We start from the raw sequence: 26,719 nt of genomic DNA on the forward strand, positions 1-26,719 counted from the left end.
CTTATAGCCCGTCCACTCATGACGGGCTATAAGAGCCCATCCCACTTTCAAGAGTGGAAGTTATTTAATTCTCATTCTTAATAGCGACTGCTGAGGGAGATTGTGCTGTATTTTAACAAGAAAAACTTATTTGAATACCTGTAGTAATCTCGCTATGGCTCCTTTTAAATTGCTATTAATTCCGATACTTAAATATTTTAGCACCCTCATTTAGGCACTGTCCACAACTAGATTATTGGGAATCAAGCTAAAAAAAATACGTAGAATATCCGGCTTTTGTCTGCTTAGGGAGCTTTCTACTGAGAGTAGTTGGTTTCAAAACAGCGAATTACCACGAATCAATTACTAATTGCCGATTAATTTATTCAGAGCGATTCTGTTAGTCAAGTAAATTTTTATCGTTTTTGATCGCTGACAGCTAACCTTCAGCCCTAGGATCGGCTATATAATGTATTTGGAAGTACATTAATTTGTCCGCAAAGCGGTATAGTCCCATCGCCGCCGATCGCGTCAGCTTCTAAATAAACATAGTCCGCTGTCAATAACAGCAAGGAAGTGGGGAATCATGTCCAAAATTTTAGTAGTGGACGACGTTAAGAGCGAACTAGAAATTATCTGCCGCATTCTTCAAGATGCCGGATTGGATGTGATGCGGGCAGGTGACGGCGAAGAAGCGATCGCCCTGATCCGCAAAACCCCTCCGGCTTTGGTCGTTTTAGATGTAGTGATGCCACGAATGAACGGGTTTGAAGTGATCAGAGAATTGCGGGGCGATCGCACAACTGCCAAATTGCCCGTAGTATTTTGTACTCATAAAAACACCGAGATCGATAAAGCTTGGGGAACTGATTTAGGGGCCGACGCTTACGTCAGTAAACCCTTTGAACCTCAACAACTCGTCCACATAGTGCAGCGCCTGCTTTCAGCGTAAACCGAATATAAAGCGATCGGCCGCTTCCCAAAAAACATTATACCGACAAACCCCGTTTTTTTTAATAAACTGGGTTTTTGAATTCCATAAAAGTTTATGTTTAATGATAAAAACCTGCTTATTTGCCCAACCGCGATTTATTTAACGGAAACATTTGAGGCACCCAAAGTGATGCTGAAAAACTCGATGGGCGATCGGCTTTAGGGTCAAAGCAACACTCTAATTTGTAAGCTACACTAGAAACTAAAAATAAGCCATGAAAATAACGGCTCCCCCCGCTGGGGGGAATCAGACAAGTGCAACAAAGCAATTTCTCCTGTTCGGTCAAGGAGGCAGTCTGTTCGGCATAGAATTAGAGGCAGTGCGGGAAGTCCTTTCCCTCAAGGAACAACCGATTTCCCTGGTTCCCAATACCCAGCCATTTTTGCTGGGATTAACCAACTTGCGGGGCGAAATCTTAGCAGCGGCAGACTTTGGACTGTTTGTAGGTATTGAGTCGGTTGACACCTACCACCCAAACAGCCGCATCTTAGTGGTAGAAGCGCCCGATCCACGAGACGTGAGATTGTTGTCGAAAATGCGCCTGGGATTAGCCGTCTCCCGCGTCGAAGGAGTTTTACCTCTCAATCCCGATCGCATTGTCTCAGCACTAGATGTCAGTCCCGACCTAGCTCCATTCTTAAAAGGTCTGTACAATTCCGAAGGACGCTTGCTAATGATTGTCGATGTAGAAGCGATCGCCCATTCCGAACGCTGGTAAAAATCAACAATACAGATAAGTCTGCAACGGCTGTGCATGAATAAATTTAACTAACGATCGTCGGCATCCGATTTGCCCATCCTTAATTTTATGATCGAAATTCTCTATACCTGGATCGCAACGACTTTGACTCTGACATTGCCTGACTTTTCCCAATCGGTGGTAATTGGAGCTGCTAATTGCATCATTTGTGTGTGTTACTTTGCCATCGCCTGGATAATCAGCTTAGGTTTGTGGCGAAACCGTCAATTCGGGTTCGACATCTTCGCCACAGCCACAGCAGGCATATTTTGGAGCTGCGCTTTCGGCCACAGTGGCCACGCCGCCGAATACCTAGGGCTGCCCCACTCTCAGGTGGCACAAAGTGTGTTCGATTGGATAACTGTAATGGTGGCGCTCGTTTTTTTGAGTTTGTCCAACCGTTACGGATTCTTAGTAGGTTCCAAGCAAATCTTGAGCTCTAAAAAAGAAACAGAACAAGCACTGAGCGAAACTACCCAGCGATTTCACGCAATCTTCGACCAAGCTTTTCAAGCGATCGCAGTATTAGATCCAGACGGTACTCTGATCGAAGCAAATCAGACAGCGCTAGAATTGGGCGATTTCCAAGCATCAGAAGTGCTGGGGCTGAAATTTTGGCTGACACCAGGGTGGGCATCATCTCCAACCAACCAGCAGCGCCTAAAAACGAACATTAAACAAGTCTCGGCAGGCAAGTTTGTCCGGGAAGAATACGAAATCACCGGCCCCAACAACCATGTGACAGTAATTGATGTGTCCTTTAAGCCGCTGTTAAATGAAACAGGAGAAGTATTTCAAATCCTCGCCGAAGGCCGCGACATTACCCAGCGCAAACAGACAGAAGCGACCTTGCAGCAGCTAACGGCAGAACTAGAGCAGCGAGTGAATGAAAGAACCGAGCAGCTCCTGCAAACTAATGCACAATTGGAACAGGAAATTCGCGATCGCACCACAGTACAAGAGCAATTAAAAGCCTCAGAAAAATTTTTAAACAACATCCTTAACAGCATCCCCGACCCGATTTACGTCAAAGACAAACAGCACCGCTGGTTAATATTAAACGATGCTTTTTGTCAACACCTAGGTCACAGCAGAGAAGAACTAATTGGCAAATCCTACGACCAGTTTTTGCCCAAACAGGAAGCAGAGACATATCGAAAAAAAGACGAATTAGTTTTTTTGACAAATACCAGCACCGAAATCCAAAAAACTATCACAGACCAAGCAGGAAACACCCGCTTTGTCTCCGCCAAAAAATCTACCTTTGTAGATGCCGACGGTAGACAATTTCTCGTTTGCGCGATTAGAGATATCACCAATCGCGTGCAAATGGAAGAACAACTGCGGCAGACACTGGCAGAAGTAGAAAGCTCCCAAAACTTGCTGCGAACAGTCATTGACGCTACGCCAGACTGCATTTTTGTCAAAGATCGAAACTTGCGCTACACCCTAGTCAATGCAGGTTTCGCCGCCGCCTTCGGCAAAACCCAAGCAGAAATTATCGGTAAAGACGACGCAGAAATTGGTATATCGGTCGATCGCATCTTCGCCAACTTCCAGGCCGAAACCGATTCCGAGAACCAAATCCAAAACTTCCGGGCCGGCAACCACCTCGCGCCCGCCTCCAACGACTTAGCCACCTTAGCCGACGGCAAAGTACACACCTTCGACACCCAGAAATTGCCCCTCAAAGATGCAGAAGGCAACATTTTAGGAATGGTCGGCTTCGCGCGCGACATCACACAGCGCCGGAAATCTGAACAAGAACTCTTGCGATTCAAAGCAATTTTAGAAACCACAACAGACTGGGTAGGCATAGCCGACACCCAACAGCGCACCATTTATATCAACCGCGCAGCCAGAGAAATGTTGGGAGTTGGCGAGGACGCCGATTTAACCGGAATCCGCATTTCTGACCTGACATCCCCCAAAAGTATCGACACTCTTGTGAACGTCGGCATCCCCGCAGCTTGCCGGGACGGGGTGTGGAGCGGCGAGACAGTTTGGCAGAGTTTAGACGGCGAAGAAATACCAGTTTCTCAAGTAATTGTTGCCCACAAATCCGAGAATTCAGAAGTTGAATTTATCTCAACGATCGCCCGCAACATTACAGAACGCAAGCGCGTAGAAGAAGCCTTGCAGCAGAACTTGCAAATGCTCGATCTTGCCAGCGATGGCTTGATCGTTCGGGATATGGACGGCACCATTAATTATTGGAGTCAGGGAGCCGAACGGATGTACGGCTGGACAAAAAAAGCCGCCATGGGGAAAGTCACCCATACTCTATTGCACACCATTTATCCCCAGCCTTTAGCCGCTATTTCGGCACAGTTAGAAGAGCAGGATTATTGGGAAGGAGAAGTAATTCACACCACCAATTATGCTACCAAAATTACCGTATTCAGTCGCTGGAATTTGCAGCGAGATGAACAGGGAAAACCGAAAGCAATTTTAGAAACTAACAACGACATCACGGAGCGCAAGCAAGCAGAAATCGAAAAGCAAAGATTGATTTCGCTCGTAGAAAGCAGCTCGGATTTTATCGGCACTGCCACCATGGAGGGAGAGGCAACATACCTGAATGTCGCGGGAATGAAACTAGCAGGATTGCTAAATATTGAAGAAGTCAAAAGCAAAAGTATGTATGACTTCTTCTCAGTAGAAGATGGTAAGATTTTCCAAGAAGAAATCGTGCCGGCTACTGTACGAGACGGTTTTTGGCAGGGCGAATTCCGCTTGAGGAACTTTCAAACCGGCGAAGACTTTCCCGTTGACTTCACCCTATTTACAGTCAAACACCCAGAAACCGGCGAGCCGATGGGGTTCGCAACAGTTACTCGCGACATCACCGATCGCAAACGTGCAGAAGAGATGCTGCGCGATCGCGAAAGACTGTTCCGAGCCATTTTTGACCAATCGTTTCAATTAGTGGGGCTGCTCAAACCAGACGGAACCGTTTTGGAAGCCAACCAAACAGCCCTCGACATCGCCGGAATGGAGCGCGAAGACTTCGTAGGAACGCAGTTTACAGATAATTTGTGGTGGCAAATTTCCCCAGAAGCCAAGCAAAAAGTGCAAGCAGCGCTCACAAAAGCCGCCGCCGGCGAGGTTGTCCGCTACGAAGCCGACGTGCTCGTTGCTGGGGGTGCTGTGATAACTGTGGACTTCTCCCTCAAGCCGATCGTAGACGACAGCGGCAAAGTCGTGCTGCTGATTCCCGAAGCTCGCGACATCACCGATCGCAAAGCCCTAGAACGAGAATTAGTTTTGCGTCAAACCCGGTTTGACGCATTTTTCACAGCCGCCCCGGCCTCAATGTTTATTTTTGACGAGCAGTTGCGCTTCGTCCAAGTTAACGAGAAATTAGCGGAAACCACAGGCGTCTCAGTTGCCGAACACCTCGGCAAGACGGTGAGGGAAGTTGTACCCCAAATGGTCGATACCCTACAGCCGATGTTGCAGCAGATTCTCGCCACCAACCAACCGTTTTTAAACGTTGAGGTGTCGGGTACAACCGTCAACGAACCGGGCCTCGTGCGAGATTGGCTGGCGTCATATTTTCCTTTGCCCGGAGCTGACGGCAAACCCATCGGTGTCGGCGGTGTGGCGATCGAAATTACCGATCGCAAAAAAGCAGAAGAAGAGCGCGATCGATTTTTTACCCTTTCCCTAGACTTGATTTGTATTATAAGTTTTGAAGGCAAATTCAAGCGTATCAATCCCTCTTGGGAAAACACACTCGGCTACAAGGCGCATGAACTCGAAGACAACTATTATATCGATTTAGTCCATCCAGACGATCGCGAATCAACCCGAAAACAAGCGGAAAAAGTAGCTAGTGGCGCCGAATTAAAATCTTTTGAAAATCGCTACCGCTGCAAAGACGGTTCCTACAAGTGGCTGTCGTGGAAAGTGCGACCTGTAACCGAACAACAGCTCATGTATGCAGTCGCTCGCGACGTTACTGAAAGCAAACAGGCGATGGTGCAACTGGAAAAAACAACAGCCCAATTAGCCCGTTCCGAAGACCAATTTCGGCAACAAACCAATCTCTTGCAACTGCTAATAAATAGCATTGGCGACGGCATAATTGCTGCCGACGAAAAAGGCAATTTTGTGTTGTTCAATCCCGCCGCCGCAGATATCTTTGGCACGGGTTCGACAGATACTCTTCCCGACGAATGGTCGGCAAGATACGGTTTATTCTTGCCCGATACGGTAACTCCCTATCCCACAGCCGAGATCCCCTTAACACGGGCAATTAGAGGAGAATCTCCTGAGAACGTAGAGGTTTTCACCCGCCACGCAGGGAATCCAGAGGGCCTGTGGGTGAAAATTACCGGCCGGCCGCTCAAAGACGAAACGGGCGCACTCAAAGGCGGCGTAGTCGTTTGCCGCAACGTCACCCAGGAAAGATCGTCCCAGCAGCAAATGCAGCAGTTGGCCGAGACACAGGAACGCTTGCTGCAAGAACTCAAAACGCGGCAAAATGCCCTAGACGAATCGGCGATCGTCAGCGAGACCGATCTGCAAGGCATGATTACCTACGTCAACGACGGATTCATTGAAATCTCCGGTTACAGCATGGGAGAACTCCTGCACCGCAACCACCGCCTCGTCAATTCCGGCTACCATCCCAAATCATTTTTTGAAGAAATGTGGGTGACACTTTCTCGCGGTTTGGTGTGGAAAGGGGAAATCAAAAACCGACGCAAAGATGGCTCGTTTTACTGGGTAGATTCGACGATCTCCCCCATCTTTGATACCAGTGGCACAATAGTCAAATATATCGCCATTCGCTTTGACATTACCGAGCGCAAAGAGGCAGAAGAACGACTAGGAAAATTAGCAGCAGAACGTAAAGCTGAAGCTGATTCTCTGACGCAGCAAGTCCTTAAATTGTTGGGAGAAATTAAAGGCGCGGCTCAAGGCGACTTGACAGTCAGGGCGGAAGTGACTAACGATGTTTTAGGTGCTGTCGCCGACTCTTTCAACTTCTTAATCGGTTCTCTGCGGAAAGTAGTAACGGGAATTCAAACTTTAGCCGAACAGGTAACATCTGCCACCGACGAGTCAATTAACAATACCAGTCAACTCACCCAACAGGCAGAAATTCAAGCAGCAAAAATATCTGCCATCATGCGCGAAATAGAGCGGATTGTGAATTCGATCCGCGACGTGCGAGATGTTTCGGTGCGGGCAGAAACCGTTGCCCAGCAGTCTTCTCAAACGGCTGAAGTCGGCGGTATGGCGGTCGATCGAGCTGTCGAAGGTATTAACGGGCTCCGGTTGACGATCGCCTCTACCTCGAAAATGATGAAGCGTTTGGGCGAATCTTCGCAGCAAATTGGCAAAATTGTGACTTCGATTTCTCAACTTGCTTCGCAAACTAATTTATTAGCTCTGAATGCTACTATTGAGGCGGCGCGAGCCGGCGAACAAGGTTTAGGCTTTGCAGTTGTTGCTGAAGAAGTGCGGAAATTAGCAGAAAGATCCGCCGGCGCTACTGAGGAAATCTCGGAAATTGTCGGTACGATTCAAGAAGAAATCAGCCGCGTGATGAAGGCAATGGAATCGGGGACGCTGGAGGTAGTGGAAGGCACTAAGCTAGCAAGCGAAGCCAAAACTCACCTCAATGCCATCATCGAAGTTAGTCGAGAAATGAATGCTTTGGTGCAGAATATTACTATCGCATCTGCCAAGCAAACTGTTTCGGCTGAGGGAATTGCTAACAGTATGCAGCAAGTCAACGAGATTGCGAATACAACTGCACAAAAAGGTGCGGATGTCAAAGCATCTTTGGACGAGCTGTCTGGTTCTCTGGGCCAATTGCAAAAGTCGGTGGCGAATTTCCGCAGTTAGTTATTCGTCATTAGTCATTAGTCATTGGTCATATTAAATCCGGTTAAATACCACAATTCTGTAGGGGCGGGTTCATCAAAAATCTTGAATTATTACCGACAATCTGCATAAACCCGCCCCCTCCCAACGCAAAAAGTGCGCTCGCATTTCTGTCGTTGGGGCAAGAAACCGGGTTTCTCCGAAAAATTCGGGTTGAGTACGATAAATCTAGGAAGAAACCCGGTTTCTCCGAAAAATTCGGTTTGAGTACGATAAATCTAGGAAGAAACCCGGTTTCACCAGATTATTTGAGTGGTGCGGGTTGAAATGAACCGGACATAATCTAAGAACTGACTAATGACTAATGACTGCTAACCAATGACTAATTTAATATGAATGATGACGATTTAAACGAATTAATAGATGCTTTTACCGCAGAATGCGAAGAGTTTCTTCAGTCAATGGAGACGAATCTGCTGGCGATGGAAGCTGCGGGTTTGAAAGAGCGACAAGCTGCCGTTAAAGAAATGTTTCGGGCGGCTCACTCGATTAAAGGTGCGGGTTCGATGTTGGGCTTTCAAAACGTATCGGCGGCGGCTCACACGCTGGAGGACTGTTTTGTCATTTTGCGCGATCGCACAGACTTGGCGGCCCTGGAACCGACTACTGTGAGTGTTTTGCTGCAGGGGGTGGATGCTCTCAAAAAGATTACGATCGAATCAGTTCAACACTCCGATGTCACAACTCCGGATCAAACGGAAAACTTGGAGGCGATCGCCCAAATTTTCGCCCAGTTCCAGGCCAAGTACGGCAAGTCAGAACCGTCGCCAGTCACCGCAGCCAGTCAATCGCCCGCCCAGGAAACCCTGAAACTGATTTTTGAACAGCAAGTGCCGGCACTCTTCAATCGCCTAGAAACCGAGCTTTCCCAAGCTGACGAGGCAGATTTGGCAACAACTGTCACCGCCCTCAAGCAGGTTTACTACCAACTCTCCGGTTTGGCTGGAATGCTGCAATTGCCGGATTTTGGGAAAGTCGCCGCCGCCCTCAGCGCTTTGATCGACTCTCCCGACTTGACTCTACAACGGTTGCAATCCGACGGTTGGGCGATCGCCCAAAACTTGCAAACCGCACGCCAACAAATATTGGAAGGAAGGGCGATCGACCTCCCCGAAATCTCCCCCTCCCCGACTCCCCCCGACTCCCCCCGACTCCCCGACTCCCCCCGAATCTCCCCCTCCCCTTCCCCGACTCCCCCGGAAATCTCCCCCTCCCCGACTCCCCCCGACTCCCCCCGACTCCCCGACTCCCCGACTCCCCCGGAAATCTCCCCCTCCCCCTCCCCAACTGTCCCCCCCTCCCCGACTCTCCCAGTCCCCAACCTGCAAAGGCCAACAATCCGGGTAGACTTAGAACGCTTAACTGAATTGGTGAATTTAGTCGGGGAATTAGTCATCAACCGTACAAATTTAGAACTTCAAGAATCCGAACTGCGCGGCGAAGTCAAGCGCATCCGCCGCAATATCGTAGATTTAAACCAATTCGGCGGTCAGTTGCGAGAAGAATACGACAGACTGAGCTTTGCAGAATGGAGAGGGGGAAACGGGAACTCTGGATTGGGAAAACTTGCAGCAGCAGAACCAGAATTCCCCATGATTGCTAACGGCAAATCCTCTCCGGTTCATGCTCACTTCGATATCTTAGAGATGGATCGTTATACAGAGTTCCACTCGACAGCCGCAGAAGTCATCGAAACTGCCCAAGCAATTTCTCACTCCGCCACCAAATTAGACACCTTAGCCATGAAATTCGAGCGCAGTACCGACCAACTGCGCCGCATTACCGAACAACTACGCAGCCGCGTCATGCAGTTGCGAGTCGTGAGTTTCAGTCGCGCCGTCGATCACTTGCCCAGAGCGCTGCGGGAGATGTGCCTCACATACGATAAAGATGTCAACCTGCTGCTAGTGGGAAGAGATACCAAAATTGACGAAAGTTTGCTCGAGGCTTTGCGCGACCCCTTAATACACTTAGTGAGAAACGCTTTCGACCACGGCATCGAAATGCCCGAAGTTCGGCAGGCAAGCGGCAAGCCGGCCAGCGGTCAAATAGAAATAGAAGCCCGCCACCAAGGCGGCCAAACTATTATTACTGTCGCCGATGACGGCAAAGGCATTGACCCGGAAATGATTCGCCGTAAAGTTGTCACAAAGGGTTTGGCTACGGAGGAACAAGCTCAAGAATTTTCCATTGCCGAACTCTACGATTTTCTGTTTTGGCCGGGTTTCAGCACTACAGAAGAGGTCAGCGACCTTTCGGGGCGGGGAGTCGGGCTCGACGTGGTGCGAACAAATTTGCGGACTGTGCGGGGGACTGTGAAGGTAGACTCTCGCCTGGGAAAAGGTACGAGTTTTATCATTAAACTGCCACTGCTGCTGTCGATTACTGATGCTTTGATGGTGAAGACAGATCACAATAAAATAGCAGTGCCGCTGGATGCAGTCGAGGAAATTCTGCACATTAAAGCCTCGGAAGTTCACATTGCCGGCAATCAGCCGATGCTGTGGTGGCGGGAAGAATTTATTCGTTTGGTGAGGATGCAAGATTTGCTCGAATACAGCGTCCTCCCGCCGGATGCCCCCTCTCCTGACCCTTTGACCCAAGAGGAAATTCCTGTCCTGGTTTTGGCTTCTACCGAAGGAATGCTGGCGGTGGCCGTGGAACGGCTGATCGGTCAGCAGGAAATTGTGGTTAAACCTTTGCCACCGCCTCTATCCAAGCCTCGCGGCGTTTTGGGGACTACGATTTTGGGGGACGGGCGCGTGGTGAATATTCTGGATGTGGACGATTTGGTGGGCCAACCTGTGGTAAATAGTTCGATCGCCGCTGTCTCCGGTAAAGTGCAGGAGATGCCGGCGAGTGCGAGTCGGTCACCGCAGATTTTGGTAGTGGATGATTCCTATACAATTCGCCAGTTGTTGTCTCTGACGCTGACTCGTGCTCGCTACCGGGTGGTACAGGCGAAAGACGGCGTGGATGCCCTGGAAAAGTTGCAAAATGGTCTTGATTGCAGTTTGGCGATCGTGGATATTGAAATGCCTCGGATGGATGGATTTGAATTGTTGCGATCGATCAGATCGACCCAGCGGTTTGCTAAGATTCCCGTAGCCATGCTGACATCCCGTAGCGGGCCCAAACATCGGCAAATGGCAATGGAATTAGGCGCCAATCAATACTTCACCAAACCTTACAGCGAAGCCCAACTTTTACAAGCTATACCCAAATTAATCCACCACTCAATAATTTAAGCCAAAATCTCAAATCTCCACTCAAATAATCCCTAATCTCAAACAAAACTTAGATCAAAAGTAATTGCACCAGCGAATAATAGTGGTCAACTACGCAGCCGACTTACCTACTAAAATCCAATAATCTTCAATCCAATAATCCTCAATCTAAAATCTAAAATCTAAAATCTAAAATCGAATGACTCACGCCAATTACAATCGCCGCTTTCGGAGCAAGAAACAAGCCACTGTTAGAATTGCCCCTAAAAAAATGGTTTCCTTTGAACTGGGGAACGTCTACTATGCTGTTCCTATAGAACGAGTGCAGCGTATTGTTAAAGACTTTACTCCCTACGGTTTTTTAGATAGCGGTCAAAGTTTAGTGCGACACCAAGAAGAACTAATTACGCTGATTAGTTTATCTAAAATATTTCCCAGCATCCAGACTATTGCCGACAACAACTACCTGATTGTTTGCAGTTTAAATAAGAGCGATCGCCTGGGAATTCCGGTTCCTAATATGCCGAAAATATTGGAAATATCCGAAGAAAACTTATGCGAAATTCCCGAATTGTACCGCCAAGATCAACTCCCTAACGCCGTAGAAAAGTTAATTCGCTCGCCAGACGGTACAGAAGTTTTTTATCTAAACTTAGAGCTATTTCACCAGAGGATATAATCAGAGTTTTCTGATTGAATATATCGCCATTTTTTTACTCTATGTTCGCAATCCGTGACGGCTAGCTATATTAACCGCCATGCAATTAAAGCTGCTGTTTTACCTTTAGCCACTATCGGTTCACAAGGTTCCACCGTTAGATGTTGTGACATCCCTTGATAAACAGCATCAGAAATAGTAATTGCACCACCAGGCGTGGCACTTTCTAAGCGTTTAGCTGTATTGACAACATCACCAATCACCGTATAAGTCCGAACATCTGCACCGCCAAATAGCCCTTCAATAACGCTTCCGCAATGCACCCCGCATCCCGCACCAATTCCATATAATTCAAGCATTTCTGAAGCAGCTTTACTCATAGATTTAGCCGCAGCAATTCCCTGTTGTGGCGTAGCATAAATAGCCATAATTTCATCGGCTGTAAAAGTTATTCTTAAAGGCTGAAACTGAGAAGCTGCTGGTTCAACACAACGGTAATATTCATTGAGAACCGCTGCAACTGTCTCAGGGGAAGTTTTTTCGCACCAACTTGTAAAACCGCGAATATCCATAAATAAAATCGTGCGATCGCACTTTTGAAAAGCCAAACCTGCTGGATTATTAAGCGCTGTGTCTACTACATGACTTCCCATTCCCCATTTTGCCATATTTCCTAGTAGTTGAGCTGTTTTTTCTAGCTGCTTTCTTTGTTTTACAATCTGTAGTGACTGCAACCCCAAAAGCAAACCGATAAACACCATACTCCAAGTAAGAAACCAGTGCGTTGCCGTCCGCGAAAATGTCACTATCAATTCTAAATTAGCAATTAAATATTGAGACTTAATCCCAATCACAACATAAAAAGCTACCACCATCAGAGCCCTTACCAAACTTTCCAGTGGAATCAGCCAATCATCAATACCCTTAGCCCAATGGAATCGCAATCCTTGCAAAGTAGCAATCATCAGAGAAAATAACCAAAAGACAATGTGACTCAGATTTTGGAAAAAATCTAGCCCGTCTATCGGCACATCAATCAGCGTATAGATACCAACGCAGATCAGGTTTCCCCAAAAACGGTGGCATTTCGAGCTCGACAGATACCAAGCCTGAACAAGCATTGCTACTATCAGTAAATATTCAGTTGGGTCTGTGATAAATTGGAACAAACCCGCTAATATCAAGTCTGATAAAGTCTTCAGAATTAAAAAGTGACCGCTGTTACTTAATACTTCACTGAGAAATGCACTGGTGCGACTTCCTTGTAGCCGACTTTCCCATACATTTTTTGAATTTAGACTTTTTTTTGCCGTTTCAATACCTCTATTCATCATCTTAATTAAAGGTCAGTGACCAGATAATTATTGTATACCAGTTCCCCAAAAAAGATGCAACTGTAAAGAGGATTAAAACCACGATATTCATCAGTCATTCCCGGAAAAAAAATCTATAGCGGTTCTCAAAAAAGTGAGATATGCCCTATGCCCTATGCCCTATGCCCTATGCCCTATGCCCTATGCCCTATGCCCTATGCCCATGAGTACCTCATTTTTCTGACAATACTCCGGACAGTTTTTAAGCAGCGAGAGTACCATAGGATAGGACTGACGGAAGGTTAGGGTGATTTAAAATTAAATTCTGGTCTAAATCTAACTTCTCAATAAAGGTGTAAAGTATATGCCTATTGAATTCAAGGCGTTTATAAGAAGCCATCGAAAACACGAATGGAGCGGGAGATGAATGACGATTATAAGCTTCATATTTGGCTAAGTTTAAAGCAGTCAGACTGGCATTAAAATGAAAATCCAGGCGTTGACCACTACAAGATTGGCAATCGGATAAACCTGTAAATTGTTTGGCATCACGAAAAATAAATTCAATTTGAAAACGAGCCCGATAATACTCAAGTATTTGCTCACCTGTCAGATCGAGAGCAGTGCTGAACAATAAAATATTTTTAATTTTACCGTTAGGTTGAACTTCTTGAAGACAAGCTAAACGTATTTGACATTTTAAACAAACACTCCATACTACTAATGAATAAAGCTTAACCCCCGGCTTGATTTCTTTGATAAAAGTTAAGTTTTTTAATTTGTTACAGTCTACTTTTCCATCATATTTGCGAGGGGCACCTATTTTGTTTTTTTCACCTGTATAGATGTAATTCAAGTTGGCATCAGACCGTAATTTGCTAATCAAATGTAAATTTGAATCCCGTACAGCATCCCAGAACTTGGCGCGACAATAATAACCGTCAGCTACCAAATAACGTACAGATTCTGGCAAGATAAAACGAGTTTCTTTTAAATGTTTGGCATAGTCGTCAACTCTTGTTAATTCAGGCGTTGAGCTTTTAACTGCCTCTTTTTTTGTCTGTTTTTTTGAAGTTTTTTTCCCTTTAGTAGTTAGGGGACTTTTGGGTAGTTCTGTAGGAGGACGCCAGGGCGTTTGTTGTACGCTCACACTATAAGATAAATGAGTTTCAACTTCGACAAGAGAAATGACAGAAATTTCTAATCCCTCTTCAGGTCTGCCAGCTACACCATTATAAAATGTAGCTTTACCTTCAGTCTTTTTGCCACTTTTGTTAATAAATGAACAATCGATTGCAGCAATAATTGTTCGCTCAGAATTCAATGCTTTCTTGATAAAACATTGATGGAATTCACTAAAACTAAATTTTTTCAAAAAATGACGACGATAAGTTTTTTCACTCAAGGAACTATAACGGCTCAGATTGGTAAAATTCACTTTGCCATAAACAAGTAATATGGTGGAAAATAAAATTACCATAAACTTTTTTTGGGATTGACTAATCCCTGACATTTGTTGTAAGATAGATTCTAGAATATTCATCGGGCATTTTTTTAAGTTCGTGTGTTTTTTGAGCTTAACGTAAAAAGTGCCTTTTTTTTGATTATCGGTTAAAATCTCAGGGAGTTTTTGGCTCTGCTCGCGGAGCGCCGCTGTTCCAAAACTGTCCGAAGTATTGTCTGAGAAAGGCTATATTAGCTATCTTCCTCTGTTGTTTGCGGGCGACGTTTCCGAAAAATACCAGTCATATTGATTCCTGTTACCAGCAGCAAAATCACACCCAAACCCACCAAAAACACATAGATTGGCATCAAAAAATCTCCCAAATATTCTCCTTGGTGGATATTCAAAAAAACTTCTCCTACCTCTTTCGGCATCTTAAACCAGCTTCTGCCAACTCGATAGATTACACCTGTCACCGTACTGACTGTTAAAGGCAATAAAATAATCGGTGCAGCAATACGGTGAACCTTACGAAAATCAAGTTTAGCACCTGGTCTTTCAGGGCGTGCGCCACCCAAAAATTTGGTCATCGTCAAACCAGTGACTATCAGCCCAATCACTCCCAAAGCCAGCAAAAGCACATAAAAAGGTCTGAGTTCCTTTCCGAGATAGCTTCCTTGGTGAATCACCATAAAAATCTCGGCAGCATCATCTTCTATACCAAACCAACTTTGTGCGAGCCGATAGGTAACACCAGTTAATGCAGTCAATAGTAAAGGGATGAAAATAATCGGTGCAACTTGGCGGTGAAGTTTGCGAAAATTAATCCTAGCCATCTATTTATTCTCCTATTTTTTAGAGGTTTTGTTGTTGACAAATCAGATTCTCTTGGACGCACGGGTAGGCAGAAACCGGGTTTTTGCGAAAATATTTTGTGATCCCCGCAGATTCGGTAAAAAACCCGGTTTCTTTGGTCAAAATGGGTAATTCATGTTGCAAATAATTTCATTTTGATAGAAAGTGCCGTCACTTGTGTATCCATAATTGCTAAAACTCCCTGAAGTACCGCTTTGATAACCATAATTACTATGACAAAACAAAGTAAAGAACTCGGAAAGACCTAAAATGTATTTCATCCGCCTCCAAAACCTCCTAAATAGTCCTGGACGCACGACATCTATATCTCGTGTGAATGTAGGGGCAATCCCCCCGGTGGTTGCCCTTATTCCTTGGTCTCTTGCGTAAGTCCTGCTCAACCATTGAACCAGCAGCAAGTTTAAAAGCTTGTTGTCCTTGGGTACTTTCAATCACTAATTCCCCGCCCGTATAACTTGCAGGATAGCTGAGAAATAGAGTGAGAGACAAATCCGATCGCATTAGTTCTTCATCTCCCATAATCGCATTATCAATATGTGTGCCGTAGTACATTCCTCCCTGATAGCGACTCAACATAATCGGACGCATCGCTTTAGGGCGCGCCGCTATTTGGAATAAAGAATTTCGTTTTAGTGCTTGGTTGACTAAATTTCTGAGTTCTTGAGTTGGAGCCGCATCATTTTTTAGTTGAGCGTTATTTTTTACTTGTTGGGCGTACCAACCTGCTGTTAACTTCCCATCAACAAATTCAGCATTGGAGAAAGCGGTGAACAAGGAGAATCTGGGAAGAAGAGTTAAGGTTTTTTATTAATATCAACTCTTAAGCTACTGAGGATAATTTTACATGAAAACAGCTACCTACTCCTAGCTGACTGGTAACGCTAATTTCTCCTCGATGGCTTTGGACAATTGCTTGGGCGATCGCCAATCCCATCCCCAAACCCCCTTCGCGGCGATTTCTGGCTCGATCTGCTCTCCAAAATCTGTCGAAAACTAACTTTACATCTTCTGGAGCAATGCCGATACCAGTATCCTCTACACTCACAATTGTCGATCGGTTCTGTCTGCTCAGAGAAACAGTCACACTTCCGCCCGCTGGTGTGTAATGAATTGCGTTTCCGAGCAAGTTGGAAAACAAACGAGTTAGCTGTGCAGCATCTCCCATTACAGACGTATTAATGGCTAAATTTGACTTGAGAATAATTTGCTTTTCTTGAGCTTGCAGTTCCCACAAATCTAGCAAATCCTCTAATAGTTCATCTAACGGCACCGCTATCCACTCGCGGGCGATCTTGGCTGCTGGTGCATCCATTCTAGTTAATAAAAGTAAGTCTTCAACTAACTGAGTCATCTGTTTAGTAGCAGAGGCGATCGCCGCCATTTTCTTAACATCCGCTGCATGAATTCTCTCTGGATGACTCTGCATAACTTCCACAGAAGTTTTAATCGCTGTCAGCGGACTTCTCAACTCATGGGAAGCATCAGCAGTGAATTGTTTTAACTGCTGAAAACTATCCTCAATTGGCTTGAGAGATTGCTTAGTCAGCCACAAACCACCAACCGCAGTCAAGCTCATAACAATAATACTCCCATAACCCAAATTCCAGCGGAGTCTGCTGAGAACTTCTTCGACTTCTTTAGTAGATTCGCTGGTGCGAATATAACCTTTTAATTCTTGCTTTTTATTATCATAAGAAATGTAAACTGGAATGGTCGCCGAGCGAATTTGCCCGTTTTGTATGGTTTGGAAACCCGATTTTATCGGTACTGGCGGTAAAGTATTGCCGGAATTTCCTAACATTTTACCTGCTTCATTAAACCATTCTACAGCTTGATCTGGTTCCCGCAGATTTTGCCAGGGAATGTCTAAGTCTCCGTCTTTATCTAACTGGCGCGTTACTTTTTTCCGATGGAGTTCAATTTGAATATCATCATTGCGCTGTTCACTTTCTTGGTCAGATTCATCGCCTTTTTTTTCTGGATTTTCTGAAATATGCTGCTTTTCGATCGCAACTAAACTGTGAGAAGCTGCTTGAGCCAAAACCTCCAATCTCTGGTCTAATTCTTGATACAAACTGCTGGCAAATAATTCATAAACAGCAATAGCAGAAGTTCCTAAAATAGCTACCATTACTGTTAAGTAAGATAGCAATAAACGCCATCCCAAAGCTTGAAATTGGGGATTAGAGGTTTTGGTTGAGCCGATAACCGATGCCATAAATAGTCTCAATAAAATTAGCTGGTGCACCTGCAGCTTTCAGTTTTTGCCGCAAACCCCGGAGATGAACTTTTACGGTTTCTTCTCCTGGCGAGTCTTCAAAAGCCCATATATGGTCTAGGATAGCACTCCGTGTTAAAACGCGCCCTCCTGTTCGCAGGAATAATTCTAGCAAACTGTACTCCTTTGGTGTAAGATGCAGCAAATTATCGCGATAAGTAACTTCGCAGGTATTCGGGTTTAAACGCAGATTTTCCCACTCTAATACTGGTGGTAAAGTTGTACTTCCCCGCCGCAGTAAGGCTCTAATTCTTGCTGCTAATTCGGGCAAATCAAAAGGTTTAACGACATAATCATCGGCTCCCGCATCTAATCCCATGACTTTATCATTGCTGGTGTCTCTGGCTGTTAGCATTAACACGGGGGTTTTTAAACCTTGTCGGCGCAAGCGCTGACAAAGGCTAATTCCATCTAATTTTGGCAGCATCACATCTAGCAGAATTAAGTCATAAGTAAAAGCTTCTGCAAAGTTCCAACCTTCTTGACCGTCGGCGGCTATATCTACGGCATAATGTTGGTCGGTGAGGGCTTCTGCTAATGCTTGGGCAATGCGATAGTCATCTTCTACTAACAGAATCTTCATAGCTCGCTGCTAAATACTGACTGCTAAATACTGACTGCTAAACAGCAATATAAAAGATAATTGGCACACCAGACGGTTCCGAAGTATTTGATCTAAGTTGAGATTTATTGATCTCAATGTAGGGCGTTCGCTTTTCGGAGTATCATACAATATCAATGGTATTTTTGCACTCTTGTTATTTATTTATGAGAAAAATCACAATATTATCGATCGCCCTACTAATTTTTGCAGCAACTCTCGAACTGCCGAAGGTGGGGCTGCAACTAAGTGCGATCGGGCAAATAGAAACACCCCAACCAATCCCAACACCCCAACCAATCCCAACACCCCAACCAATCCCAACACCCCAACCACAAACACCCCAACAAATCCAAACACCCCAACAAATCCAAACACCCCCAATCCAAACACCCCAACCAAAAGCAAACGACCCCAAAAAGCTCGGCTACGTCTCCCCACAATTTGCCGAAAATTTCTCCCAGCAACAAATCGACCAAATCAACGCCAACGTCGAAACGCTGCTGCTAACTCAAAGCTGCTCCCGCTGCGACCTCCGAGCCGTAAAATTAGTTAACCTTAACTTAAAAAATCCCATCCTGACAGGATCGGATTTATCAGATGCCAACCTCAGCGGTAGTCGCTTCGAGATATCAGATTTTGTCAACACCAATCTAGCTCGCACAAACTTAAGCGGAGCCGAATTAGTAGGAGCGAGAATCAGCAACGCTAACCTTAGAAAAGCTAACTTGACAAAGACAAATCTAGACGGTGCAGACTTGCGATTTTCTGACTTGAGAGATGCCAATCTTTCCGATGCCAACCTCCGCAATGCTAATATAGATGGCGCTACTATCGATCGAGCAAGTATGGCCGGCACCACAATGCCAGACGGCAGAAAAAATCAATAATATAGTCTCGTTTCCGGCGCGATTGAAATCGCTTCTTGTCAAACAAAGTCCGCATGGTGCGCGGACTGCATCCCTTCCAGGCTCTGCCTCCTTGTCCTTGTTCCCAGGCAGAGCCTGGGAATAAACACCTAGAGGCTCTGCCTCATTTCCAGATTGTTAATTAATCCGTGTATCCGTGTCCAAATCCGTGTCGTGCCTTCCTTCTGAATCAAACAGCCAAAAACCTCTGAATCACCTCATCACTTAACTCGCTAGTGCTTCCCGAAGCCACAATCCCGCCTTTTTGCATAGCATAATACCAGTCAGCTTGCCGCACAAAATGCAAATGTTGCTCCACCAACAAAACAGAAATTCCCCTAGTCGCAACCACACGGCGCACCGCAGCTTCAATATCTAAAATAATCGATGGCTGAATCCCCTCCGTAGGTTCATCCAAAACCAGCAACTGCGGCTCACCCATCAAAGCCCTAGCAATAGCTAACTGCTGCTGCTGTCCCCCGCTCAAATCACCTCCCAGGCGATCGAGCATAGTTTTCAAAACCGGAAATAACTCAAAAATTTCATCAGGAACTTCAGGATTTTTGGTTTTGCTTGGTTTCGCTTCCAAACCTAACAAAAGATTTTCTTTTACAGTCAAACGTGGAATAATTTCACGCCCTTGAGGCACATAACCAATGCCTAATCTAGCCCGCTGGTAAGTCAACTTAGAAGCAATAGATTGTCCGCCAAAAGCAATAGTGCCACTGCGCGGTTGCAGCAACCCCATAATCGTTTTTAGCATCGTAGTTTTGCCCACACCATTGCGGCCGATCAAGCAAACCATTTGCCCAGCATTTACGCTTAAATCGACATCGCGCAAAATGTGACTTTCGCCGTAATAAACATTCAAATTAGAAACTTGTAGCATAGTTTTTAGATGGGTAATGGATAATTGGTAATTGGTAATTGGTAATTGGTAATTGGCCTCGTGTCCGTTGAATTACCCGCGCTCAAATTTGGTCGCTGGGGCGGGTTTCTGTAGATTGTCGGTGAGGATGAAAGATTGTTGGTTAACCCGCCCCTACAAATCTTGTGGTTAATTTACCAAAGATGATACGTCAACTGTCAACTGTCAACTGTCAACTGTCAGGTTTTCCCAAATATACCTCAATTACCCGATCGTCATTTTGCACCTCATCCATAGTCCCCTCACACAAAACCGCACCCTGATGCAACACCGTCACCTGCCGCGCAATTTGCCGCACAAACTCCATATCGTGTTCAATTACCAACACCGAATGACTTTCGGCCAACGAAATCAGCAACTCCCCAGTTAACATCGTTTCCTCATCCGTCAAACCCGCCACAGGTTCATCTACCAACAACAAATCAGGAGATTGAGCCACCAACATTCCAATTTCCAACCATTGCTTTTCCCCGTGAGAAAGCAAACCCGCCGAAATATCAGCCTTAGCAACTAAACCAATGGTTTCTAACAAACCAGAAACCGTGCGTTTTTCAGCAGCAGAAGCAGGCTGGAACAAAGTTGAAAAAACATTTTTGTGGCGACTGCAAGACAATTCCAAATTTTCGCGTGGCGTTAAATTCAAGTAAACTCGCGGCGTCTGAAACTTGCGGCCAATTCCCAAACGCGAAATCCTATCTTCCGACAACTTGCGTAAATTTTGTCCCTTAAATAACACCCTGCCCTCAGTCGGCTGCACCTTCCCAGTAATTGAATCGAGAAAAGTAGTTTTCCCCGCACCATTGGGCCCAATAATAACTCGCAGTTCGCCCGCATCCATACTAAAATTTAAACCGTTGATGGCTTTAAAACCATCAAAACTCACAGTCAAGTTTTCTATTTCTAATACTTTGCCATTCATAGGTAATTTCTCCGGGTAGGGTGCGTCAGTTAAAAGTCTCTCGGTAAGCCAGAAAATCTGTGGGCTGACGCACCTGAGAGCGCTGATTTTCTCTGAGAAGGTGCGTCAGTTAACAGTCTCTGGGTAAGCCGGAAAATCTGCTAGCTGACGCACCCTACACAAGCACATAAATGGTTATTTTACTCTAAACTAAAACTGCTAGAGCTGCTCGAAATAGGAGGTGGAGAAGCAGCTAAAATCCGTTCAGCTAACTTCGAGAGTGGCAAACTTTGCACGTATACTTTTCCCGGCCCAGTCATCTTTGCCAAAAACAAGCCTTCACCTCCAAATAAAGCATTTTTAAACCCGCCAACAAACTGAATATCGTAATCTACAGTCGCTGCAAAAGCTACTAAACAGCCGGTGTCTACTCGCAACACTTCGCCAACTCCCAAATTTTTCTCAACTATTGTTCCTCCCGCATGAACAAAAGCTAGCCCGTCACCCTGCAACTTTTGCAGAATAAAACCTTCTCCGCCAAAGAAACCGGCACCGAGCCGCTTCGTGAAAGCTACCTCAATGTCAATGCCGTTGGCCGCACAGAGAAATGAGTCTTTTTGACACAAAAATTTACCGCCAAGTTGGCCTAAATCAAGGGGAATTACTTTACCCGGATAGGGGGCGGCAAAAGCTACGCGGGCTTTACGATTTCCGGCGTTGACAAAGGTGGTAATGAAAAAACCCTCTCCTGTCAGCATTCGTTTGAAACCTTGAAATAAGCCGCCGCCTGTGGATGTTTGCATTTGGATGTCGCCTTCCATGTATGTCATGGTTCCAGCTTCAGCCCTGACGCCTTCTTTGGGGTCGAGTTCAATCTCGATGAGTTGCAAATCGTCGCCGTAGATTTTGTAGTCAATAATATCTGCCATATGTTGTCCCTCAAGTTAAAGAACGAAGCTACTTGCTACGGATATCTAAGTAGGTGGACATATATATTGCGTCTCCTCAGAGAGAAACGCAGATTTTCCCAAGTCTATTGCGATTGCTTTGTTTGTCTGTTGTAGGTGACATTTATTTATGTCAGCCTACTTATAAATTACACGATATTTTTGCACTCAATGTTCAAGTTCTTCTTTTTCGAGCTGCACTTGGGGGTCTTGTTCCAGGCTGGGGTAAGTAGATACGTACTTCGGTTTTCTGAACAAGCTGCGGATTTGGTCGAAACTTTGATCTTGCAGCCATCCGACTATGCCGTCGGGCAGGACTGTGACTACTATTAAAAATAGCGCGCCTTGGAAAAATAGCCACACTTCGGGAAATTGTTCGCTCAAAAAACTCTTGCCAAAGTTGACTAGCAGCGCTCCTAATATTGCTCCAGATAATGTGGCGCGGCCTCCCACTGCGACCCAGATTACCATTTCAATTGAAAAGGCAATATCCATTGCTTTTGGCGAAATGATTCCGGTTTGTACGGTAAATAATGCGCCGGCAATCCCGGCTAAACCGGCGGAAATTGCAAAGACTAAAACTTTATATCCTGTGGGATTGTAACCTGAGAAACGCAGGCGCACTTCGTCGTCGCGAATTGCTACTAGCAGGCGACCGAAGCGTCCGCTGGTCAGCCATCGGCAGAGGGCATAACTTGCTGCTAGAAATAGTATGGTGAGAATGTAGAAAATATATTGAGTATCTCGGTCATTGACTGTGGCTCCGAACAAGGTTTTAAAGTCGGTGAGTCCGTTGGTGCCGTTAATCAGTTTTTGCTGACCGTTAAAGAAGTTGAAAAATACAATGGTTGCTGCTTGGGTAAGAATTGAAAAGTAAACGCCTCGAATCCGATTGCGGAATACTAAATAACCTAAAAGTGCACCCAAGATGGCGGGGATGAGAACTATTGCTAATGCTGAGAAGGGAAATGAATAAAATGGTTGCCAAAACCAGGGGAGTTCGGTAACGCCGTAGAGGTTCATAAATTCTGGCAATTGACTGCTGGCGGTTGGGGGAATTTGCAGTTTTAGGTGCATGGCGAAGGCGTAGCCGCCGATCGCAAAAAACACCCCATGTCCTAAACTAAGTAAACCCGTGTATCCCCAAATTAAGTCTATGCCGAGGGCTGCAATTGCTAGTGCTAAAAATCGCCCTAATTGATTGAGCCGAACGTCGGGGAGTATTCCTGGGAGGAGTAAGATGAATGTGAGGGCGATCGCGCTGACAATTGCCGCTTCTTTTACCCAGGGTTTTTGATGTTTTTTCTGCATTTTTCGCTACACTCGCAGTTGTAATTTTTAATTTTCTACCGTCCGCCCTTTTTGCGGGAAAATCCCTCCCGGCTTCACTTGCAGAAAAGCCATAATTAAGGCGAATACCATTACTTTTGCCATGCTGGTTGTGGCGAAAAATGTGAAGAAGTCGGCTAAAGGCTTGATAGGAGCGAACATTAATGCTAGAGTTCCCGAACCGATCAGGTAATTGGCAGTGCCGATCGCGATCGCAGCAACTACACTCCCCACAATCTTGCCAACACCGCCCACAACCACCACCATAAAGGTATCGACTATATAATTTTGTCCGGTATTTGACCCTACCGAACCAATCAAACTAATCGCGCACCCAGCGACACCAGCCAAGCCTGAACCCAAAGCAAAAGTCAGCGCGTCTACTTGTTCGGTAGGAATACCCAAACACGCACTCATGCTGCGATTTTGCGTCACGGATCTAATCCGCAATCCCCACACAGACTTTTGCAAAAATAGGTAAATTCCCGCCAAACAAATTCCGGTGAGGACAATAATAAAAATTCGCGCGTAGGGCAACTGAAAATTGCCCAGCGGTATGCCGCCCCGCAACCATTGCGGTGCAGTCACGTCCACATTTTGAGCGCCAAACCAAGGTTGAGTTACGGCCAGTTTGTAAGTTTGCCCTAAAAAGGTGCTCACCGCCCAGGAAATACCCAAAGATAAAGGCAAAATTATGGCGATAATTGTGCTGCGAATGCGATCGAAATCCAGGCGCGATTTCAGCACCCGCAAACCGCCAAAAAACAGCAAACAAAACACCGCAATCCCAATTACCAACACCCAACTCACGCTGCGGACAAACTGCTGCAAAATTAAACTTACGCCCCAAGTTGCCAGCAGAGTTTCTAGCGGCCGCCCGTAAAGATAGCGAATCACTCCCCGTTCGAGAATTAATCCTACCAATGCAGCCACTAAAAAAGCTAGGGGAATTGCAAATAAAATGTAGGTTTCAAAAGCAAATCCTCCGATACCTTTGAAGACATTTTGCACTACGAAAGTTGTATAAGCCCCCAGCATCATCAACTCGCCATGAGCCATATTAATTACGCCCATCAGCCCGAAAATAATCGCTAATCCCAGGGCTGCAATTAGTAAAACAGCGCCGATGCTAAGGCCGTTAAATAAACCATCTAATATCGCCAATTGTGTTACTCCTGCATCAAGTCGGTTAACTTTGTTCGCGGATAATTAGGGGCTGATTTTACCCCATTGGTGTCAAGTTAAGCATCGAGTTTTATATAAAAAATGCTTAGATTCAGTATCTCGATTCCCCTAAATCCCCCTTAATAAGGGGAGTAGGGGTTGACTTTGAAGAGTCCAGTTCCCCTATATTAAGGGGGAATTTGAAGACTCCGGTTATATCATGTCCGATCGAGTGACTGCGATTAAAAGGGCGGGTTTTTGAGATTGTCAATTATTGGCAGATATTTTTCGTGAACCCGCCCCTACCGTATTAGGAGTAATCGACCGGACATGATATTACCTCTTATTAACGGGAGTAGGGATTGACGAAAGAATGCTCTTACTCCCCCCTTGGTAGGGGCGGTGCTACCCCTACTCCCCGTGCCCGCCCTTGGCTAGGGGGGATCGGGCTTCACCCAAGCGTATTGAAATTGGTATTACCTACTTATCAAACTTTGAATTTGCCACCTTTTGCGGGGTCTGACCAATCGCAAGCAAAGCCTTGTGTTTCAGCAACAAATTGATTCCAAGGCACCGGCTTCACTGCTTCGGGTGTAGCAAATGCGATGTTAAATAAACCGTCATCTCTAACTTCGCCCAACCGCACAAATTTAGAAAGGTGATGGTTAACTTCCATCGTTACTGTGCCCCCCGGCGCGTCAAAGGTTTGACCCAAAGCGGCTGCCCGTACTTTTTCCAAATCGTCGGCTGTCCCTGCTTTTTCGACAGCTTGCTTCCACAGGTAAACCATGATATAAGCTGCTTCCATCGGGTCATTGGTCACTCTATCTTTGCCGTATTTTGCCTTGAAAGCTTCCACAAATTTTGTATTGGCCGGAGATTCCACAGTCATGAAGTAATTCCAGGCGGCGTAATGGCCTTTAAGATATTCTACGCCGATCGCCTTTACTTCTTCTTCTGCAATACTGACTGACATTGACGGATATTTGTCCGGGCCCAAACCTGCACCCTGCAACTGTTTGAAGAATGCTACGTTGCTGTCGCCGTTGAGGGAATTAAAAATGACGCCGCCGTCTGGCAAAGCTGCCTTAATTTTACTAATAATTGGCGTGACTTCTGTCCCACCCAAAGGAATGTAATCTTCCCCAACTAATTCGCCACCTTTGGCTGCTAGCTGGGCCTTGATAATTGTATTGGCAGTGCGGGGAAAAACGTAGTCAGACCCGACTAAGAAGAATTTTTTGCCTTTATTTTCTAGCAGCCAGTCCACTGCGGGTTCGATTTGTTGGTTCGGGGCTGCCCCAGTATAAAAGATATTTTTGGAACACTCTTGACCCTCGTATTGTACGGGATACCAGAGCATATGATTTTTTTCTTCAAATACTGGCAATACTGCTTTGCGGCTAGCGGATGTCCAGCATCCGAAGACGGTGACAACTTTATCTTGGTCGATCAATTTTTTGGCTTTTTCGGCAAAAGTCGGCCAGTCTGAGTTGCCGTCTTCTATTACTGCTTCGATTTGTTTTCCGAGAACGCCACCAGCTTTATTGATTTCTTCGATCGCTAATTGTTCGGCATCGACAACGCTTTTTTCGCTGATGGACATCGTGCCGCTCAAGGAATGCAAAATTCCTACTTTGATCGTGTTTCCGCCCCCGGCTGCTGCTGGTGTAGTTCCTGTTGATGTGGGAGAAGCGGCTGGAGTTGCTGTTGGAGTTGGAGTTCTACAAGCTTTGAGAAATAAACTTGATGTTAGGGTAGCAGAACTGTATAAAATAAATTTCCGCCGATCGAATCGCTTTGTCATTTTTTCTTGTTACTCTTGAATAGATGAGTCAGATGATTGAGAATAATAACACATAGCGACTTGATATTAAGACTCGCGCCAGCAGACTGTTGTATTTTTAGCTACAAAACTTATTGTTTTTGACAAAATGAATGTTTTGTGGGATTGAGGGCAACTGCGCCAGAAACCGGGGTGATACCATTTTAGATTTTCGATTTTCGATTTTAGATTGACTGATGACATCAGGGTTGGGATCGCGGGCGTAGCGGATTTTTTTGGCAAACCTGGTTTAGACGCCCAAATACGTCTTTTCAGGAATTAGTGTGACATTAGAAACCCGGTTTCTTTACATAAATTATCTTATTGATGCTACCAGTTAGGCAGCAACCGGGTCGATCGCACACTCATAGAAAGCGGGTTTCTCGCTCTCGACAGGTTATTGATGCTAAAACTTAAGCAGCAACCGAGTCGATCGCACTTGCATAGGCGAGTATCAAAGCAGGTGACGATCGCACTTCGCTTTGAGTACGATCGTCACCTGTAGAAATACCCCTAATTTATGGAGAATAGCGGACTCGAACCGCTGGCCTCTGCGGTGCGATCGCAGCGCTCTACCAACTGAGCTAATTCCCCTGATTGAGTTTTAATTTAGCATTTTAGATGCGAGATTGCCGAATCTAAAAGGCTGACAGGTTTTGCTTGCTCTCACGTTCGCAGACCGTCACTTACACTAGCACGTAACTGCTAAA

General features: G+C 45.6%; 18 protein-coding genes and 1 tRNA gene. 6 read left to right on the forward strand and 13 right to left on the reverse strand.

All coding sequences use genetic code 11. The features are described 5' to 3' along the window. Window positions 1-565 precede the first annotated feature (565 nt). From QT984_RS00005 to QT984_RS00025, 5 genes are all read left to right on the forward strand, one after another. The gene (locus QT984_RS00005; protein WP_333058429.1) at window positions 566-931 is read left to right on the forward strand and encodes a response regulator; all 366 of its coding nucleotides are present in this window, start codon (window positions 566-568) and stop codon (window positions 929-931) included. A gap of 256 nt (window positions 932-1,187) precedes the next feature. Beyond that, the gene (locus QT984_RS00010) at window positions 1,188-1,691 is read left to right on the forward strand and encodes a chemotaxis protein CheW (protein ID WP_333058426.1); all 504 of its coding nucleotides are present in this window, start codon (window positions 1,188-1,190) and stop codon (window positions 1,689-1,691) included. 90 nt (window positions 1,692-1,781) lie between these two features. Continuing rightward, window positions 1,782-7,574, forward strand: coding sequence for a PAS domain S-box protein (locus QT984_RS00015; RefSeq protein ID WP_333372696.1), 5,793 nt, complete (start codon window positions 1,782-1,784; stop codon window positions 7,572-7,574). A 371-nt stretch (window positions 7,575-7,945) separates the two neighbouring features. Next, on the forward strand, window positions 7,946-10,861 hold the full coding sequence (locus tag QT984_RS00020; protein WP_333372699.1) for a hybrid sensor histidine kinase/response regulator: 2,916 nt from the start codon (window positions 7,946-7,948) through the stop codon (window positions 10,859-10,861). A 178-nt stretch (window positions 10,862-11,039) separates the two neighbouring features. Next, window positions 11,040-11,519: a chemotaxis protein CheW gene (locus QT984_RS00025; RefSeq protein WP_333058420.1), complete on the forward strand. Its 480-nt coding sequence runs from the start codon at window positions 11,040-11,042 to the stop codon at window positions 11,517-11,519. A gap of 65 nt (window positions 11,520-11,584) precedes the next feature. On the opposite strand, the gene QT984_RS00030 is transcribed toward QT984_RS00025, so the two are convergent. From QT984_RS00030 to QT984_RS00055, 6 genes are all read right to left on the reverse strand, one after another. Beyond that, window positions 11,585-12,832, reverse strand: a complete 1,248-nt coding sequence (locus QT984_RS00030; RefSeq protein WP_333058419.1) for an adenylate/guanylate cyclase domain-containing protein — start codon at window positions 12,830-12,832, stop codon at window positions 11,585-11,587. A gap of 241 nt (window positions 12,833-13,073) precedes the next feature. Continuing rightward, window positions 13,074-14,354 carry a transposase gene (locus QT984_RS00035; RefSeq protein WP_333372703.1) on the reverse strand — a complete coding sequence of 427 codons (1,281 nt, stop codon included), beginning with the start codon at window positions 14,352-14,354 and terminating at the stop codon, window positions 13,074-13,076. 152 nt (window positions 14,355-14,506) lie between these two features. Beyond that, window positions 14,507-15,091 carry a PepSY domain-containing protein gene (locus tag QT984_RS00040; RefSeq protein WP_333055591.1) on the reverse strand — a complete coding sequence of 195 codons (585 nt, stop codon included), beginning with the start codon at window positions 15,089-15,091 and terminating at the stop codon, window positions 14,507-14,509. A gap of 316 nt (window positions 15,092-15,407) precedes the next feature. Next, entirely contained in the window at window positions 15,408-15,905 is a 498-nt protein-coding gene (locus QT984_RS00045; RefSeq protein ID WP_333055592.1) for a Fe2+-dependent dioxygenase, read from the reverse strand. Window positions 15,906-15,951: 46 nt separating this feature from the next. Continuing rightward, on the reverse strand, window positions 15,952-17,349 hold the full coding sequence (locus QT984_RS00050) for a HAMP domain-containing sensor histidine kinase (RefSeq protein ID WP_333055593.1): 1,398 nt from the start codon (window positions 17,347-17,349) through the stop codon (window positions 15,952-15,954). After that, window positions 17,315-17,992 (reverse strand): response regulator transcription factor, encoded by a 678-nt coding sequence (locus QT984_RS00055; RefSeq protein WP_333055594.1) that lies wholly within the window; start codon window positions 17,990-17,992, stop codon window positions 17,315-17,317. The genes QT984_RS00050 and QT984_RS00055 overlap by 35 nt, the downstream gene beginning before the upstream one ends. Before the next feature lie 185 nt (window positions 17,993-18,177). Between QT984_RS00055 and QT984_RS00060 the strand changes: the two genes are divergently transcribed. Beyond that, window positions 18,178-18,900: a pentapeptide repeat-containing protein gene (locus tag QT984_RS00060; protein ID WP_333055595.1), complete on the forward strand. Its 723-nt coding sequence runs from the start codon at window positions 18,178-18,180 to the stop codon at window positions 18,898-18,900. 208 nt (window positions 18,901-19,108) lie between these two features. Here QT984_RS00060 and urtE read toward each other — a convergent pair whose 3' ends face one another. The 7 genes from urtE to QT984_RS00095 all read right to left on the reverse strand — a co-directional run bounded on the left by urtE (window position 19,109) and on the right by QT984_RS00095 (window position 26,603). Further along, entirely contained in the window at window positions 19,109-19,807 is a 699-nt protein-coding gene (gene urtE / locus QT984_RS00065) for an urea ABC transporter ATP-binding subunit UrtE (protein WP_333055596.1), read from the reverse strand. A 211-nt stretch (window positions 19,808-20,018) separates the two neighbouring features. Then, the gene (urtD, locus tag QT984_RS00070; protein WP_333055597.1) at window positions 20,019-20,765 is read right to left on the reverse strand and encodes an urea ABC transporter ATP-binding protein UrtD; all 747 of its coding nucleotides are present in this window, start codon (window positions 20,763-20,765) and stop codon (window positions 20,019-20,021) included. Window positions 20,766-20,944: 179 nt separating this feature from the next. Continuing rightward, window positions 20,945-21,673 (reverse strand): TIGR00266 family protein, encoded by a 729-nt coding sequence (locus QT984_RS00075; RefSeq protein WP_333055598.1) that lies wholly within the window; start codon window positions 21,671-21,673, stop codon window positions 20,945-20,947. 186 nt (window positions 21,674-21,859) lie between these two features. After that, window positions 21,860-23,002, reverse strand: coding sequence for an urea ABC transporter permease subunit UrtC (gene urtC, locus QT984_RS00080; RefSeq protein ID WP_333055599.1), 1,143 nt, complete (start codon window positions 23,000-23,002; stop codon window positions 21,860-21,862). A gap of 27 nt (window positions 23,003-23,029) precedes the next feature. Further along, window positions 23,030-24,184: an ABC transporter permease subunit gene (locus QT984_RS00085; RefSeq protein ID WP_333055600.1), complete on the reverse strand. Its 1,155-nt coding sequence runs from the start codon at window positions 24,182-24,184 to the stop codon at window positions 23,030-23,032. A 487-nt stretch (window positions 24,185-24,671) separates the two neighbouring features. Further along, window positions 24,672-25,991: an urea ABC transporter substrate-binding protein gene (urtA, locus tag QT984_RS00090; RefSeq protein ID WP_333313055.1), complete on the reverse strand. Its 1,320-nt coding sequence runs from the start codon at window positions 25,989-25,991 to the stop codon at window positions 24,672-24,674. 539 nt (window positions 25,992-26,530) lie between these two features. Further along, window positions 26,531-26,603: transfer RNA gene (locus tag QT984_RS00095), tRNA-Ala, on the reverse strand. Window positions 26,604-26,719: the final 116 nt, after the last annotated feature.

Origin of the sequence: Microcoleus sp. Z1_B2, from assembly GCF_036700325.1 — a bacterium.
Lineage (GTDB): Bacteria > Cyanobacteriota > Cyanobacteriia > Cyanobacteriales > Microcoleaceae > Microcoleus.

Excerpts from the sequence above, each read along its gene's own strand:
- QT984_RS00050 (WP_333055593.1), bottom strand. The coding sequence starts at position 17,349 with ATGGCATCGGTTATCGGCTCAACCAAAACCTCTAATCCCCAATTTCAA.
- QT984_RS00025 (WP_333058420.1), top strand. The coding sequence starts at position 11,040 with ATGACTCACGCCAATTACAATCGCCGCTTTCGGAGCAAGAAACAAGCC.
- urtD (WP_333055597.1), bottom strand. The coding sequence starts at position 20,765 with ATGAATGGCAAAGTATTAGAAATAGAAAACTTGACTGTGAGTTTTGAT.
- urtA (WP_333313055.1), bottom strand. The coding sequence starts at position 25,991 with ATGACAAAGCGATTCGATCGGCGGAAATTTATTTTATACAGTTCTGCT.
- QT984_RS00015 (WP_333372696.1), top strand. The coding sequence starts at position 1,782 with ATGATCGAAATTCTCTATACCTGGATCGCAACGACTTTGACTCTGACA.
- QT984_RS00005 (WP_333058429.1), top strand. The coding sequence starts at position 566 with ATGTCCAAAATTTTAGTAGTGGACGACGTTAAGAGCGAACTAGAAATT.
- QT984_RS00075 (WP_333055598.1), bottom strand. The coding sequence starts at position 21,673 with ATGGCAGATATTATTGACTACAAAATCTACGGCGACGATTTGCAACTC.
- QT984_RS00030 (WP_333058419.1), bottom strand. The coding sequence starts at position 12,832 with ATGATGAATAGAGGTATTGAAACGGCAAAAAAAAGTCTAAATTCAAAA.
- QT984_RS00035 (WP_333372703.1), bottom strand. The coding sequence starts at position 14,354 with ATGAATATTCTAGAATCTATCTTACAACAAATGTCAGGGATTAGTCAA.
- urtC (WP_333055599.1), bottom strand. The coding sequence starts at position 23,002 with ATGCAGAAAAAACATCAAAAACCCTGGGTAAAAGAAGCGGCAATTGTC.
- urtE (WP_333055596.1), bottom strand. The coding sequence starts at position 19,807 with ATGCTACAAGTTTCTAATTTGAATGTTTATTACGGCGAAAGTCACATT.
- QT984_RS00055 (WP_333055594.1), bottom strand. The coding sequence starts at position 17,992 with ATGAAGATTCTGTTAGTAGAAGATGACTATCGCATTGCCCAAGCATTA.
- QT984_RS00010 (WP_333058426.1), top strand. The coding sequence starts at position 1,188 with ATGAAAATAACGGCTCCCCCCGCTGGGGGGAATCAGACAAGTGCAACA.
- QT984_RS00040 (WP_333055591.1), bottom strand. The coding sequence starts at position 15,091 with ATGGCTAGGATTAATTTTCGCAAACTTCACCGCCAAGTTGCACCGATT.
- QT984_RS00020 (WP_333372699.1), top strand. The coding sequence starts at position 7,946 with ATGAATGATGACGATTTAAACGAATTAATAGATGCTTTTACCGCAGAA.
- QT984_RS00060 (WP_333055595.1), top strand. The coding sequence starts at position 18,178 with ATGAGAAAAATCACAATATTATCGATCGCCCTACTAATTTTTGCAGCA.